We start from the raw sequence: 15,400 nt of genomic DNA, 5'->3' as shown, positions 1-15,400 counted from the left end.
ATTTAAACACACCCAAATTTATGAAAAATTTTAATGGGGCTGGCCGCCTTATGAAAATACTTATGCGAATAAGCCTGATTTACACCCTGTCATCTATGCTCTTTATGAATCTTATCCATGCTTCCGTTGTATACGGACAAGCCGGATTGGATACCAAAATTACCCTGAACCTTCAAAATGTTCAGCTTAAAGATGCATTAAAAGAGATTGAACGCAAAACCGGAGTCAACTTTGTGTATACCAGTAATGAACCGATGCGGCAACTCATCTCGATTAACGATCAAACCAAAACTGCCCGTATGTTGTTAACGCCAATCTTAAAACGGAATGAGTTGCTGATGATTGAGCAAGGCCTGACGGTAATCATTAAACACAATCCCGTTAAAATTGCCGCAGCCGCAAAACCCGGCTCCATAGTAGGTTACCTGAAAGACCGCGAAAGCAACAAAACATTGCCTTATGCAACCGTTTTAGTTAAAGGTGCCAACCGGAAATTTATTACAGATGTAAATGGTTATTTCATTATAGATAAAGTTCCGGCCGGAAAAGTTACGCTTCAGGCCAGTTATATCGGCTATGCCACAACAGACTTTACCGTAAATGTAGAAGACGATAAAACCACTACAGTAGAGTTAAAAATCTCTGGAATAAACAACGACATGAAAGGCATTACCATTAGCGGAATCCGCCGTGGTGAAGCGGTTGCACTAAGCAACATGCGCAATGCAGACAACATTAAATACGTGCTTTCCGAAGAACAGATTGAACGTTTTCCGGATGCAACCGTTGGTGAAGCCATGCAACGTGTGCCGGGTGTAGCAATGGATTATAGCTACGGTTTACCGCGCAACATCATTATCCGTGGTTTAGATCAATCAATGGGTTCTGTTACCCTAAACGGAAACCGCCTCCCTTCTACCCAAACCAGCTCAAGAGACATCGATTTAAACGGTATATTATCTTCTACCGTAGAAGCTATAGAAGTAAACAAAACCTTAACGCCAGATATGGATGCCGACGGAACTGCAGGTTCGGTTAACATCATCTCTAAAACCCCTAAACAAGGTCAGGAGCAATTCCAGGCCAAAGGCTCGTTTGGTCGCAACTTCCTGGTAGATAAAGACAATATCGATGGTTCCATCAATTACGGCAAACGCTTTAATAAATGGGCTTTCCTTGGCGGTGTAAACTACAGTAAAAGTTTTCGCGGAGAAGACCGTGTACAAAAGGATTATGATACTTATGAAATTAATGGAACAGAACATGTTTTGCTCTCTAACCTCGAATTGGAAGGCACTGAATTGCGCCGTGAAAATTTAGGTTTACAAGCCGAAATTGATTTCTTCCCGACAGAAAAAAGCCAGATTTACCTGCGTGCCAACTACAATAAATTCTATGAACTGCAAACACGCGGAACCAAAAGTTTCAGCATTGGCGAGTACACAGATCTTACGCACGTTACAGACATCAACATCGGTTCCAGCGGTACACCAAGAAACTACAACCGCAACCTGACCAGTTTCTCTTTAGGTTATAAAACAGATTTTAACAACTGGAAAGCCAACATAGATTTGACGTATTCTTCTGGTTTGTACGATCAGCCTTTGTACTATGACGGATACTTCACGTATACTGGTTTATCTGCCGGTTTGGATGTATCAAATCCGCGTGCACCACAGTTCGATTTCGGAAGTACCGATGTAAACAATGCGGCAAACTATACCACAAACTATTACACCAACCGCCACCAGATTGCACATGACAAAGACGGACAAGGATCATTAAACATTCAGCGTACGTTTGACCTGACGGAGAAAAATAAACTGATGGTGAAATTTGGCGGTCGCTACAAATACAAAGAAGATGACCATACCCGAAGTTACTATCAATATACCTTAAAATCGGGCACGTTAAACCTGTCTAATTTCCTCGGCGATTATTCGCGTAAAGATTATTTTGACGGGCAATATGATTTATCAGGTGCTATTGCAGATGGTTACCTGATGGAACAATACTACCAGAACAACAAATCGCTTTTCGAAGATAATGAAACCTATATCCGCCAGAATACAGATCCGGATTCTTACAGCGGTAAAGAAACACTGGGCGCAGCTTACGGAATGGGAAAACTGACTTTAAATAAGTTAGACATCATTACCGGTTTGCGTTATGAACGTACAGGTTTCAATTACAATGGTAATATTGTTTCTTTTAATGATGCCGGCCAATATGTGAGCACCAATAAAGTGAATACCAAATCGGCTTTTGAAGGTTTCTTTCCGAGTTTAAACCTGAAATACGCAGTAGATCAGCGCACCAATTTCCGTGCAGCAGTAACGCGTTCACTGTCGCGCCCAAGTTATTATGACCTTGTGCCCTGGCAGGAAATTGAAACCCGCAGAAAGAGAATGAAAATCGGTAATCCGGATTTAGATCAGGCGACGTCTACCAACGTAGATTTCTTATTTGAGCATTATCTGAAATCGCTGGGTTTAATCTCCGGAGGGCTTTTCTATAAAAATATAGACAACTACATTTACGAGAGCATTTACACGCAGCAAGGCGGCACGTTTAATGGCTACCAGGTAACGCAAACCATTAATGGCGCCAATGCCTCTCTTTATGGTTTTGAAGTGGCGTGGCAACAACAGTTAACCTTCTTGCCAGGCTTCCTGAATGGTTTCGGTATTTATGGTAACTACACGCAAATTCAATCGAAATTTAAAGTTCCGGGTATTGTAAGCGAACGTACCGTAAGGCTGCCTTCTATGCGCCCTAAAGTTGGAAACGTTTCCCTTTCTTATGAAAAATACGGTTTCTCCGGAAGGATTTCATTAAACTTCTACCATACCTTCATCAGCGAACTTGCAGAAACACAGGCCGATGATTTGATGGAAAAAGGACGCGCACAACTCGATTTCTCTGCGCAACAGAAAATCAGCAAAAGCTTCTCCATTTTCATGGGCATCAGCAACATCAACAATGCACAGATTATCCTCGATTATGGTGATGGCCGCCCGAACGACCACAAATACTATTCATCCTGGGCAAACATCGGTTTCAAATACACTCCATTTCACTAAATCACAAACATGAATACAACATTCCCGAAACTTTTATTGCTTTTAACGCTACTCACTTCTACACATTTGCTTTACGCGCAGGAATTTCCTGCGGGTAAAAACCCGGATCGCATTATCCTCACCTGGTCTTCAGATCCGAAAACGACGCAATCGGTTACCTGGCGTACAGACAGTACGGTAAGCAAAAGCATTGGACAAATCCTTGTAGAGGGCAGTTCTCCGAAACTCGAAAAACCGGAATCGCAGGAGTTTGAAGGCAAAACTGAGGTTTTGAAAGGCAAAGCGTACGAAGCCGCGAACTACCACAGCATCAATTTTACCGGTCTGCAGCCCGATAAAATGTATACGTACCGTGTTGGCGATGGTGAACGCTGGAGCGAATGGTTTCAGTTTAAAACGGCACCTGCCGGAAAAAAACCGTTCTCTTTCATTTATCTTGGCGATGCACAGAATGACATCAAATCCAAATGGTCTCGCGTCATCAGACGCGCATTTGCTACGCATGGCGATGCCCGTTTTATTGTTCATGCCGGCGATTTAATTAACCGCTCTAACAACGATAATGAATGGGGAGAATGGCATTTCGGCGGAGGTTTCATCAACGGAATGATTCCGAGTATTCCATCTTCCGGAAACCACGAATATTTCCGCGATGAGCAACGCACGCTAACTTTAGATCCGCATTGGCGCGCGCAGTACACGTTGCCTGAAAATGGCCCGGAAGGTTTAAAAGAATCGGTGTATTATATTGATTATGCCAATGTCCGGGTGATTTCACTCAACTCTCAAATGATTGTACTGGATTCTACTTCACTTAAAGCGCAGGCTAAATGGCTGGAGGAAGTGCTGAAAAACAATCCGCAGCAATGGACAATGATTACCTATCACCACCCGATTTACTCTACCGCCAAAGGCCGCGACAATAAAGAATTCAGGGAATTGTTTAAACCGCTGTTTGACCGTTACCATGTAGATTTACTGATGCAGGGACACGACCATACCTACAGCCGCGGACAAAACCTTGGCACAGGTGTCTCTGGCAAAGTTGGCGGACCAATGTATGTGGTTTCTGTTGCCGGCCCAAAAATGTATAAGATTGACGTTGAACCCCGCTGGATGGATGTTTTTGCCGAAGATACCCAACTCTTCCAGATCATCTCTGTAGATGGTGATCACCTAAAATACACCGCTTACAAAGCATCCGGAGAAATTTTTGACGCGTTTAAACTCGATAAAAAATCAAAAGATAAAGCAGCTGTATTTACAGATCTGAATAAGAAGTAAGTTCTCATCCCCTATATCTAATCCTCTTCCAAATTTTGGAAGGGGATTTTTTTTGTTAAAATATCGTGCGCCCTCCTATCACTAATTTTATCTTTGCGCCATGAGAATCAGACAAGCAACGCTTAAAGATATGGAAGGCATTATGGATATGGTGGGCAAAGTGGTGCCTATTATGCGGGCCAGCGGAAATTTGCAATGGGGCAACGATTACCCAAACCCTGAGGTTTTTGGAAAAGATGTTGAACTGGAACAACTTTGGGTTGCCGAGGTTAACGGAACCATTGCCGGTGTAACGGCAATTACTACAGACCAGGACGCGGAATACGCAGATGCCGGATGGGACATTACAGAAACTGCAATTGTTACCCACAGACTTGCTGTAAATCCCGATTTTCAGGGCATGGGCATCGCCAAACAACTTATGAACCAGGCCGAAACGGTTGCCATTGCCAGAGGAATTAAAATCCTCCGCGTAGATACCAACAGTGAAAACCAGGCAACCCAGGCACTTTTCCCCAAATTGGGCTACCAGTTTAGTGGTGAAATTTCTTTACCAAAACGCCCCGGTCTGCGCTTTTACTGCTACCAAAAACTTTTGTAAAACCACTTATTAAACATAAACACCCTTTAGTTTAAACCGATTATTTGAGCCGCTATTGGCTTGAATTTTGTTACCTTTAACACATGGAAAACGAACAGCATCCCAAAAAAATCATTCTAAAGCCCTCACACATCCATGAAGACCTTCCGGAAATTGAACATCCGCATCATGAATCTTTAGACAGAGGCGATTTATTGCCGGAAAACCCGGAAAGAAATTACCACCATCAGGATGATTTTGGCGCCACCAGTAAACACGACCGGCTGGATCATGCCGATGATGATGTCTGGAATGGCGAAGATGCTTAATCTTTTATCCAAAAAACAGGTAAATATCTGCTAAAACGGATCTACAAATAGAGTTTTACAGCGCATCTGAAAAAATTAAGTGATTCGTTATAAAAGACTTATTTACTTTTCTTAAAATCTGCTGTAAAAAGTTGCAAATATTTTTTCTCTTATCCCACAGAACTTCTATATTTGCATCTCTTTAAAAACGAGCCTCGGTAGCTCAGTTGGATAGAGCAACGGTTTTCTAAACCGTGGGTCAGGGGTTCGAATCCCTTCCGGGGTACAGTTCAAAGCCTTTCAGTGAAAACTGAGAGGCTTTTTTATTTTAAATCGAGGTGACAAATTACGCCCTAAAGATCTACAATTGATCGTCTGTTTCCAGCAACCATTGCTTAAAATAAGCCTCAATCTTTTCGCCAATATTATTCCGATCGACTCCATCGATGTACCATTGTTCCTCATCTACCGTTAAATCAGATTTGGCATAATACAACAAATTGAAGTACTGCAAAGATTTCTCATAATCGAGTTCGAGATATAGATCTCTTATTTCCCGAAGCACTTTTATAGATGCTGACTGACCATCTAAGAACATTCGTAAAAAGTAATTCACATAATTAAACACGGTTTGAAGTTTATCAGAGAAATCCAAACCTAATTCATGTGGTGCCTTTGTACTTAAAGTTTTCATCTCAAAATAGTCGAAAGGCGCGCGCATGCCTGCCAAAATCAACAAATGCTCCGTTTCAAAACCAGCCGCCAGCATATCAACCGCCCAGTCAGGCCAAGTGCTGTCAAAGTCTCGGTCTAATACTTTGTAGGCTAATATTTTTGCTGTGGAAGGTGGTAAGGCAGGCATTTTCGAGATTGTTATGTTTCTATAATTTCTTCAGATGAATAATGAAGAAAAAGTGAATTATTGTTATTAGACAGTTAGTGAATATTGCTGCGCTTACTTCTATTTCTTAATTTAAGTGGGAGGTTTAAGTTTTTGGATATTGAACGTTTCAAATTAATCATTATTTATTGCTTCTTTCGCACCCTAATACCTTGGCCTTGCAAATCAAGCAATGTTCTCATTTTTGACATATCTTTTCCTTTGGAAGTGCAAAAATCTAATAAATCATATTCTAATTCACGATGAATTATTATCGCTTTGTCCGAAACAGAATGAATTTTATCAAGCATTTTTTTTTTATAATTCCCGCACTAAAATCCTCTTCGCTCCCATTGACAACTTTGTGAACCAACCAATTCCTTTGTTCTAAAAAAGCATTAATTTCTTCTTGTAATGATAATTTGTATAGTTTTTTTCATTTACAATTTTGATGGCCTGACCTAAGGTATATCGCAGTTGTTGTCTTAAAAATTTGTCAGCTCGTTCCTTTGTTTCGTCAGGATTCAATTTAAGGGTAATTGAATGACTCAAAGCCTGTTCGACTACCTGAGTTTTCATTAAAGCTTCGCCTAATGATTTATACATAGTAATTTCATCAACATTAGCATGTATCTTTATAGCTTTTTCTTTCATTTGTTTTTAAACTGATATCATTGAAAAGGATTTTTAGCACAGAATTTCAATAGATTTACTATTGTTGAACCTTGCTCAAATGTTCAACCAAAGAATTTGAAAACCGCTTCTGGCAAAACCTTTTATAGGCTCTTTTTTTCATATTCTACTCATTACACTTTCAGTATTTACATTAAGCCGTCCTGCAAATGAATTCCAACTTCTGTATACGCTTGCAGAAACCTTTTTTACCTTAATGCCGTGTTGTTCGTCTAAATATTTTTGAATAAGCCAAAGACTATTATTTATTTTTTTTGTTTTTATAAATTTATCACGGTTAGGAATGAAATGAGTATCGATAAAACCACGTTTTAATTTTCGAGCTCCGCCTTCTAGATTTTGATTCCAATAACCTTCTTCTGTGTCATTGTTAGCTTTAATCTGTTTTGTCTTATAAAGATCCGACCAGTCATTAAATTCATTATTTAAATTGTTAAACAAATCTTCATTTACAATAGAAAAATCCAGGTCACTATGCTGCCCAAATGCTCTTCCAAAGTCGGGAAGTGGGCTAATTGAAAAACCTGTTTTAGCACTACCAATTAACTTAACTTCAGATGTTGAAATTTGAAGTTTGTCAGCGATATATTGCGTAATTTGCTCATATAACATTGGCTTATCTCTGAAAGCAAAAGGAATGTTATTTACGACAAAATGCCTAATAAGAGATTTTTTTTCACTCTTATCTATCTGGTTGTAATAGTTCTTAAAGTCATCAGGGATTGAATAACAACTACTAATTGAGGTAGCAATTTTCGATAGTACAATATAATCTCTAATGTCAACCATATATTTTAAAATGTTTTCGGGTTAAATGATTATTGTAAAGTTTTATTAAGTGTTGTTTCCTCATTTCAATTTGCAGCAATCGCTTTTGATTTGGTTTGCTTGGTTGAGGATATTTAATTCTAGAAACAATTTCTGCTGCTTGTTCAATAGGTATTGTTTCTATGTCAAGTATGCCGAGCTTTGAATAAGTTTGATTTAGTCCATTCATCTCTGCACCATAATAAGCAACATTCAAGTAAATTCGAGGTATCGATTTTTTTGGAATTATAGAAGATACTGTCGTTGAAAGCAGAATTTCTTGAATTTTTCTTTTAAAAGTTCTATCAAAGTCGTTAGTTAAAACTCTTACAAGTTGCTGCTCTATTGTACTTGCTCCTTCAACTCTCTTGTGAAATATTCTATTCCGAACAGCTCTAATGATAGCTATAAAGTCAAAGCCAATATGATAATAAAACCTATGGTCCTCTCCTGAAATGAGAAGTTTAGATAGAGTACTGTATTTTTTTGTTTGGCCGACTTTCACTAATTCGTATTCCATAAGAAGTCTTGTCCGAAGTTTTTCAAACTTCACTTTGTAAAGTCGTTTTGCAATATATCTAAGTATTTCTCTCAATGCTTTATTATAATGTATTAAAATGGTAGCAAACTCATGAATATACGCAACTAAAAACCTTGATTAAAACGATTATGCCAGTTTATTCATTGCATTGGAATGAGTAAGCTTTAATGTTTGTTAAACCGTTGAATGATTGCACTCAGATAATCTATTTTTTTGGCAATAAAGAGGTGATAAGAGCATCAACATTTAGTTTTCTAAGATATAGATTTAATTTTTAACGATAATAGGTAAAATTATCGATATGTATATTTAGGTACTCTCAACAACTGCGAACAGAGAAAATGTGTGAGAAGCAATAGCTGCATAGCAGCGAGGTTCGATCTATGTTTTAACACAAGCGTAGCGCAGCATTTTCGATTACGCATGGTGAGCTCAAGAGTTGAATGCGATTAGATTTATCCACCGAAGCGAAATCTATTTTTTTTTGCTGTCCTTTTTCTTCCAATACTTCTATCTTTGTAAGCACTAGACCATAACACTCTAATTATCAATCTCCTCTTCTCTACCTAAAACCAACTCTTCCATATCCGAAGGCAGTAATTTTTCAGAAACTTTCTTATCAGATTTTAAACCCAAATTTCTAAGTTCTATGCCCTGTTTTATAATATTTCCTCTACCAACTTTCAACTGACCCATAGCTTTATCATATCTATCTTGAGTGGTTTTAATACTATCACCAATATCTTCAAAAGTCTTGGTGAAGCCTACAAATTTCTCATACAGCGCTTCTCCTTTTTTTACAATCTCGGAAGCATTTTTACTTTGATAATCGCGTTTCCATAAATCAGAGAATAGTTTCAGACAGGCAATTAGATTTGTTGGGCTAACCAATAATATTCTTTTCTCGTATGCTTTGGCCCAAATAGACAGATCTGCCTGTATAGCCAGCATATAGGCAGGTTCAATAGGGATAAACATCATTGTAAAATCGAGCGTACTTCCTAAACTATCATAATTTTTATTACTCAATTGCTCGATATGATTATATGTAGCTTCTAAATGCTTGTTTAGATGAATTTTCTGTTCTTCTGGATTTTCAGTAGCGGAGTAATTATCATACGCGATTAGCGAAACTTTCGAATCTATAATGATCATTCGTTGATCTGGAAGACTAATCCGTACATCAGGCCTTAACATATTTCCTTCGTCATCCTTGATACCTCCCTGAATAAAATATTCTCTGTCTTTAGTGAGACCAGACATTTCAAGGATGCGCTCTAAAATCATCTCACCCCAGTTTCCTCTTTTTTGCGGTTTACCCTTCAGCGCTGTAGCGAGATTACTGGCTTCTGCACTTACCTTATTCGTTTGATCTATTAAACCTCGTATCCTTTCGTCTAATGAGACTCGCTGTTTGGTATCCTCAGAGTGGGTTTCTTCAACTTTTGCTTTGAATTTACCAATATCATCTTTAAGAGGATTTAGTAATGCTTCCAGATTAGTTTTGTTAGTTTCCGTGAATTTCGTCGATTTTTCATCAAAAAGCCGATTGGCTATTTTCTCAAATTGCAGATGGGCAGTTTTCTGAAGCTCTTCAATTTCTGCTTTCTGCATACTAAGTTTATCAGACAGAGCTTCATTATTTGCTGTCAATTTGCTTATTTCAGAAATGTGTTCGTTGATCGTTAACGTAAACAACTCAATTTGCTTTAATTGTTTATCGTTAACATTGGTGAGTTTTACGACATTATCCATTAATGCTGCATTATTAGCACTTAGTTTACTAACCTCTGATGTCTGCTCGGTAATTTTTAGTATTTGCTCTTCTGCATGCTTTGTTTGTTTCTGGTTTATTTCTTGTTCTTTCGCTAGACTATTGATGTAGGAATCGGTATTCGCTTTAAGCTCCGAAATTTGCTGTAGGCGAAGATTAATTTCTGATTGTTGACTTTTGCTAAGTTCACTTTCGTGATTGAGCTTTTCAACGAGTTCAACAGTCTTTAATTCACTATTCTTAAGCTCTGTTTCTAAGGAGGCATTTTTGGTCTGGTACTGAATAAGTTCAGCATCCTTAAGGTTAATTTTCTGAGTTAGTAACTCATTGGAAGCTTGCAAAGTTTGCACTTTATCTTCAAATAATCGAAGGTTGCCAACCACATCATTATGCCTTAATGTTAGAGAATCGAATTCCGTTTTAGAGACGCTTTTTGTTTTGTTAAACAAGTAAAATATAATGTAAGCAATTGTAACTCCCGCGAAGAATCCAGCAATTAGAGTTGTTATTTCCATATGGATAGGTTAAAAATTTATATTTAAGTCAACTAATCTAAAAAGAAAAAGATGTTCTAAAAAAAGGGAAACCGGAAATACTGATTTCTAAGTATAGCGCTCCAATAAAAACAATTTGCATACGAAAAACAGATCCTTAAGGGTTAGTTGATTAACTATGATATCCAAATAAGGAATTTCTCAAATAAGACAAATGAGAAGGCAGGAATCGAAATCCTGGAAAAAAACAATGTACTCTTCAGAACATGCAATCAGAGATCCATAGTTGTAGACTCAGTTACCCATTCGATACAATAAACGCAATTACCCATAATTCTACACATGCACTCAAACTGCTTTAAGTTCAACTTTAATAGTATTCATTTTAGTTAGGATAGGATGCAAACCGAAAACAATTTTTAAATTTAGCTCTATGAAAATAACCCTCTCCTACACGCTAAAAGTCTGGCTATCTGGTATTGCAATAGGTACATTGGTGTTTTGGGCAATTATGACTATTGGTTCTCCTTCAGACAATTCGCGCTGGCAAGATCTGTCCACATTTTTATTGACGCTCCTATCTGAAGCCTCTTTACTTTCATTCCCCGCAGCTTTTGTTTTTTATATTGCTATATATACTCTAAAAGCTCGAAATCTTACATCGAAGAAATGTAAGCTTATCTTAAGCCTGCTGGCCGTTACGATGAGTTTCGCCACCTTTTTAATATTAGATCCGGACTCCCTCTTGTCTCCCGGATACCTTATTTTAATCGTTTCCTATACTACGCCTATTGTTCCCTGTATCTGGTATTTCAAGCTTCAGGACATTGTTGAGCCATAAAAAACTCATAAATTACTAAGCATACATCTTTTATACGATTAAAAGAAGACTTTGATTGAAACGTTTCTCAAAAACTTTGCAAATCACCCGTTTCTAAAAAGCTAACGTTTTCGCGGTGCTGATCGGGTGTGTGGCCTTACATACGTTCCATCTTTGCGGGTATACCCTTTTACATGAACACTTCCTCCCGATGCGCTACCAGCATTAACAGAAGGATGTCCAGATCCAGTTGAACTATATCCAGGATATTTAGGCAACAATTTACCGTATTGATATTGTGAGGTTGGTATACCAGAATAGATATAACCATAATCGGCAGTAAAAATAAGTTCATCCAATTGTTTTTTAGTCAAATTTCGGAGTGGCTTCCAGGAAACAAAATATGAGCTATATCCGCGGGTTCGCCCATACCGAATTGTTGTCTTATGTATTTTGCCACTTTGAATAAACGCTTTTCCGGCTTCAATTGTAGCAACTTTCTTAATACCTCCGGCATCCGCATAAACTGGTGTATCAATATCCGAAACCGTTAAATAGTAATTTGTTGTGCAACCGCTAAACATCAACAATGCCGCAAAGCAATAAAACAAGAACAATTTAACGGAGATTTTAATTTCTGTAATCTTTATCATGATTCAAAAGTCATAAGAAATAAAGAGGAAAAATTACGGGAAACCGGAAATACTGATTTCTAAGTATAGTGTTCCAATAAAAACAATCTGCACACGAAAAACAAATCTTTAAGGATTAGTTGATTAACTATGATATCCAAATAAGGAATTTCTCAAATAATACAAATGAGAAGGCAGGAATCGAAATACTGGAAAAAAACAATGTATTCTTCAGATCATGCAATCAGAGATCCATAATTGCAGACTCAGTTAACCCATTCATTACAATAAACGAAACGAGCCCATAACGCTACACCTGCACTCAAACTGCTTTAAGTTCGACTTTAATAGTATTCATTTTTAGTTAGGATAGCATGCAAACCGAAAACAATTTCTAATTTTAGATCTATGGAAATAACCCTCTCCTACACGCTAAAAGTCTGGCTATCTGGTATTGCAGTCGGTACATTGGCGTTTTGGGCAATCATGACTATTGGTTCTCCTTCAGACAATTCGCACTGGCAAGATCTGCCCACATTTTTATTGTTGTCCCTATTTATGGCAGCTCTACTTTCATTCCCCGCAGCTTTTGTTTTTTATATTGCTATATATACTCTAAAAACCCGAAATCTTACATCGAAGAAATTTTATTGCCATTATACAGACAGCTTGGATTCCATAGAATTACAGCTGCCGGCCATAAAGATAAAGCACTAGAATTCGGAAAAGACATTTGGATGAAGTTTACGTTGCCAACACAACACATACTTTATTTTGGAATTCAGTTTAAGAAGGGAAAATTAGATTCAGCAGGAATGTCAAAATCTGACAATAAAAATGTGGCTGAAATCTATAATCAAGCATTGATGATGCTAGGGCATGAAATATTTGACCCTGAACACAATAGAAGGGTTTTAGTCGATCACGCTTTTATTGTTGCAGGAGGAGAAATAACAAAACAGGCAAAAGCTTGGTTAGGCAATAAACTCGATGCACAAAAACGAAGTCAAATTATATTCATGGACAGAGAAGACATTATTAACTTGTTTCAGTAACACCGCTACCTTTACCAGACGGCGCACTACCAAAAACAAACGTAATCGACCATGATGATAACGACGTCGATTTACCTTTTTAATTTAATCCCTGAGTAGTCGCATCACCTGCGTCCTACCTGTATTGGCGACAGGTAATTCACAGATTCCGGGCTTTTTTCCTGACTATTATCGTTATTTGCGCTACTCAAAATTTTCATAATGCAAATTTTACTAATATTTTTAGCGTAACAAAACCACTTACCACAAACAAGCCCCACGATTCGGAAGGCTTTAAGTTTTAGATTTCCCTTAGCACAAAGAATTGCTTTGAGTATTTGTAAAAAGCTTTTAGACTTCGGAATACCTTGATCGATAACATTATTTAATCGTGCAATTTAAAAATTTAAAATCCCTCCGTTTCCAAGTTTATTGATCTGCATACATCTTTACAGTTATCTTTTTTTGTTTTTCATCAACAGTAACGGATTCTATAGCGTTTTCTGCTGCGAATATACCATCTCTAGAAGCAACAGTCTTCTGTCCAACAATGATTTGGTAGTTTCTCGCCGATTGAGGGATATTAAATTTGTTAAAAATCTCTGTTAAACTAAAAATTTTTGTAACCATGGGCTTTAATTCAAACGCAAAAACACTAGAACCTTTTAGAGTAGGATGTTGTTTAAAAAAACTATCTCTTTGTATTGAAACTAATTTTTCAACTTGTTTGTTAAGTAAAACAATAGGATATCTAGCTATTGTTTCTTTGCCATTGGCTAACTTCAATACAAATATTGCTGCATCTGATCCACTATTCACATCTTGTGAAAAAGATTTTTTTATTCCAACTATAAAAATAGTTAAAAATAAAAGTACTATTATTTTTTTCATGATCCTATGATTTATTTCCAATTATAGTGATTACATTACTAAATTCTCCTGGTAGTTTAGTATTATACTGACCCGTCTCCGGATCGAAATACTGTACTGTTCCATTATTGTTATAACCTGTTATCATTACTTCGTGAGCAATATTAGCTTGGCCAGTAGCTATCGAACCCATCAATGGATAGCCTTTATCAATAGACTTTGTAATTGATTCGGTTGAGGTAGTTTTAAAAACCATATCGACAAGGTTATTAAGTTCAGCTAATTCTACACCATTATTAACTAGGTCTATTGCTCTTTGCACAGAAGGCACAGCGTCTGATTTTGTAGCATTCGCATAGTCCGTAATAATACTGCCCATTGTCTTATCTCCACCAAAATATTTATTAATCCACTCCATAGTTTTAAATACGCATGTGCTTGCCACTTGTATGTCTGAGGTGTTATTAGGGGGCAATTTACTTTTATTTAAAGACTTATCTGCTACTGAAGGGTCATCTGGTTCTATTTGAAATCCCCCACCGCCACCGCCACCATCTCCGTAATCGGGATTAAAGCCCATAGTCTCACACATTTTAGTATCATAACCTACAATACTTGTTGTACAATATTCTGCAGCTCCGTCACCACCGCCTGCACAAATCGTCGCATATCTGGGGCTACTGCCACACGGAATCATTACGGCAACCTTTGCGCCAGCTACAGGTAAATCAAACGGTGTATACTTGGTGTCGATTTTGCCTTTTAAATAATGCCAGCCTACATTAAATTTTCCATTGAGTTGGTAATACTGGATTGTGCCAGAAAAATTGCCTACATTTTTGTATCGGATGCTTCCAAAATCTTGTTGTGGACTATTGGCAAGTATGTTCATGAAATTCCCACTGATGCTGCCCGTTTCAACATCTTTGATAATCACCAGCCGAAACAAATTTCTCCTCTGATATTCATCAACCTGCGAAGACTCAATTTCTGAATCTGCGGTGATTACATGATTTGGATTGGAAACTTCAATCTCGTAAATAATTTTGCCGTCTACGCTAACGGTTGACATTTGATCCCAAATGGGCTGAAAACCGGGTAACTGCGCATCTAATCCACTAGTCTTGTTTTTGATATACCATGATTCTAGTTCGCTAAAGGTAGGGCCTTTTTCAATTTCTTCAGAAGTGTAATCTTTTTTACAGGCCGAGACGACGACCAGACACAGGAGTAAGCCGATCCCGATCTTTTTCCAGGATAGGCTCGAGGTGCGAAGATGTCGTTTCATTTTTTTAATAATTAGTTATTTCATATTAGACGAATAAAATGTCGGTATTCTTTCCAGGAATATGTCCAAAAAATTAAAATTTTATGTAAACAGCACTTCAACAACTACAAAATTAATTAAATGCAAAGCCCCGATCCTCGTATGTTTTATGTCCGCATCCATGACTGCATAAAACCGCTGTGGGTGAACGAGAATACGGGGCTTGCGCCGCTCTCTACACGGGGTTCTTTGGCCTTTAGGCTTATTTCATGTGGAATGTGGTTCATTAAGAGCAGGGTAATTATTAAAATATTGAGGTGTTTACGGTTTCCC

15 protein-coding genes and 1 tRNA gene are annotated in these 15,400 nt (G+C 37.8%); 7 read left to right on the top strand and 9 right to left on the bottom strand.

What is annotated here, in order from left to right; all coding sequences use genetic code 11:
• Positions 1–20 precede the first annotated feature (20 nt).
• From ACJVDH_RS07590 to ACJVDH_RS07570, 5 genes are all read left to right on the top strand, one after another.
• Positions 21–3,083 carry a TonB-dependent receptor gene (locus ACJVDH_RS07590; RefSeq protein WP_443946960.1) on the top strand — a complete coding sequence of 1,021 codons (3,063 nt, stop codon included), beginning with the start codon at positions 21–23 and terminating at the stop codon, positions 3,081–3,083.
• Between the two features lie 9 nt (positions 3,084–3,092).
• Complete coding sequence (locus tag ACJVDH_RS07585; RefSeq protein ID WP_443946959.1) at positions 3,093–4,367, top strand: fibronectin type III domain-containing protein; 1,275 nt, start codon at positions 3,093–3,095, stop codon at positions 4,365–4,367.
• Positions 4,368–4,467: 100 nt separating this feature from the next.
• Positions 4,468–4,968 carry a GNAT family N-acetyltransferase gene (locus ACJVDH_RS07580; protein WP_443946958.1) on the top strand — a complete coding sequence of 167 codons (501 nt, stop codon included), beginning with the start codon at positions 4,468–4,470 and terminating at the stop codon, positions 4,966–4,968.
• Positions 4,969–5,051: 83 nt separating this feature from the next.
• Positions 5,052–5,276, top strand: a complete 225-nt coding sequence (locus ACJVDH_RS07575) for a hypothetical protein (RefSeq protein WP_443946957.1) — start codon at positions 5,052–5,054, stop codon at positions 5,274–5,276.
• Positions 5,277–5,467: 191 nt separating this feature from the next.
• Positions 5,468–5,541: transfer RNA gene (locus ACJVDH_RS07570), tRNA-Arg, on the top strand.
• Positions 5,542–5,616: 75 nt separating this feature from the next.
• On the opposite strand, the gene ACJVDH_RS07565 is transcribed toward ACJVDH_RS07570, so the two are convergent.
• The 6 genes from ACJVDH_RS07565 to rmuC form a co-directional block, all read right to left on the bottom strand.
• Positions 5,617–6,117 carry a hypothetical protein gene (locus ACJVDH_RS07565; protein WP_443946956.1) on the bottom strand — a complete coding sequence of 167 codons (501 nt, stop codon included), beginning with the start codon at positions 6,115–6,117 and terminating at the stop codon, positions 5,617–5,619.
• 164 nt (positions 6,118–6,281) lie between these two features.
• Positions 6,282–6,446 (bottom strand): hypothetical protein, encoded by a 165-nt coding sequence (locus ACJVDH_RS07560; RefSeq protein WP_443946955.1) that lies wholly within the window; start codon positions 6,444–6,446, stop codon positions 6,282–6,284.
• Positions 6,447–6,522: 76 nt separating this feature from the next.
• A complete protein-coding gene (locus ACJVDH_RS07555; protein WP_443946954.1) occupies positions 6,523–6,789 on the bottom strand; it encodes a hypothetical protein in 267 nt (88 codons plus the stop codon).
• Between the two features lie 138 nt (positions 6,790–6,927).
• A complete protein-coding gene (locus tag ACJVDH_RS07550) occupies positions 6,928–7,617 on the bottom strand; it encodes a hypothetical protein (RefSeq protein ID WP_443946953.1) in 690 nt (229 codons plus the stop codon).
• The gene (locus ACJVDH_RS07545) at positions 7,610–8,155 is read right to left on the bottom strand and encodes a biosynthetic peptidoglycan transglycosylase (protein ID WP_443946952.1); all 546 of its coding nucleotides are present in this window, start codon (positions 8,153–8,155) and stop codon (positions 7,610–7,612) included. The genes ACJVDH_RS07550 and ACJVDH_RS07545 overlap by 8 nt, the downstream gene beginning before the upstream one ends.
• A 561-nt stretch (positions 8,156–8,716) precedes the next feature.
• A complete protein-coding gene (rmuC, locus tag ACJVDH_RS07540; protein WP_443946951.1) occupies positions 8,717–10,465 on the bottom strand; it encodes a DNA recombination protein RmuC in 1,749 nt (582 codons plus the stop codon).
• Between the two features lie 412 nt (positions 10,466–10,877).
• On the opposite strand from rmuC, the gene ACJVDH_RS07535 reads away from it, so the two are divergent.
• Positions 10,878–11,285 carry a hypothetical protein gene (locus ACJVDH_RS07535; protein WP_443946950.1) on the top strand — a complete coding sequence of 136 codons (408 nt, stop codon included), beginning with the start codon at positions 10,878–10,880 and terminating at the stop codon, positions 11,283–11,285.
• Between the two features lie 101 nt (positions 11,286–11,386).
• On the opposite strand, the gene ACJVDH_RS07530 is transcribed toward ACJVDH_RS07535, so the two are convergent.
• Positions 11,387–11,917, bottom strand: a complete 531-nt coding sequence (locus tag ACJVDH_RS07530) for a hypothetical protein (protein WP_443946949.1) — start codon at positions 11,915–11,917, stop codon at positions 11,387–11,389.
• 455 nt (positions 11,918–12,372) lie between these two features.
• Here ACJVDH_RS07530 and ACJVDH_RS07525 point away from each other — a divergent pair, with 455 nt between their 5' ends.
• Positions 12,373–12,951 carry a hypothetical protein gene (locus tag ACJVDH_RS07525; RefSeq protein WP_443946948.1) on the top strand — a complete coding sequence of 193 codons (579 nt, stop codon included), beginning with the start codon at positions 12,373–12,375 and terminating at the stop codon, positions 12,949–12,951.
• Between the two features lie 408 nt (positions 12,952–13,359).
• On the opposite strand, the gene ACJVDH_RS07520 is transcribed toward ACJVDH_RS07525, so the two are convergent.
• Both ACJVDH_RS07520 and ACJVDH_RS07515 read right to left on the bottom strand, forming a co-directional pair.
• Positions 13,360–13,821, bottom strand: coding sequence for a hypothetical protein (locus ACJVDH_RS07520; RefSeq protein ID WP_443946947.1), 462 nt, complete (start codon positions 13,819–13,821; stop codon positions 13,360–13,362).
• Positions 13,822–13,825: 4 nt separating this feature from the next.
• Positions 13,826–15,088 carry a hypothetical protein gene (locus ACJVDH_RS07515; protein ID WP_443946946.1) on the bottom strand — a complete coding sequence of 421 codons (1,263 nt, stop codon included), beginning with the start codon at positions 15,086–15,088 and terminating at the stop codon, positions 13,826–13,828.
• Positions 15,089–15,400 lie beyond the last annotated feature (312 nt).

The organism is Pedobacter terrestris (assembly GCF_052343045.1).
In the GTDB taxonomy this organism is placed as follows: Bacteria; Bacteroidota; Bacteroidia; order Sphingobacteriales; family Sphingobacteriaceae; genus Pedobacter.
Note: the sequence above shows the minus strand (reverse complement) of the source record. Positions and strands in the feature narration are given on the sequence as shown.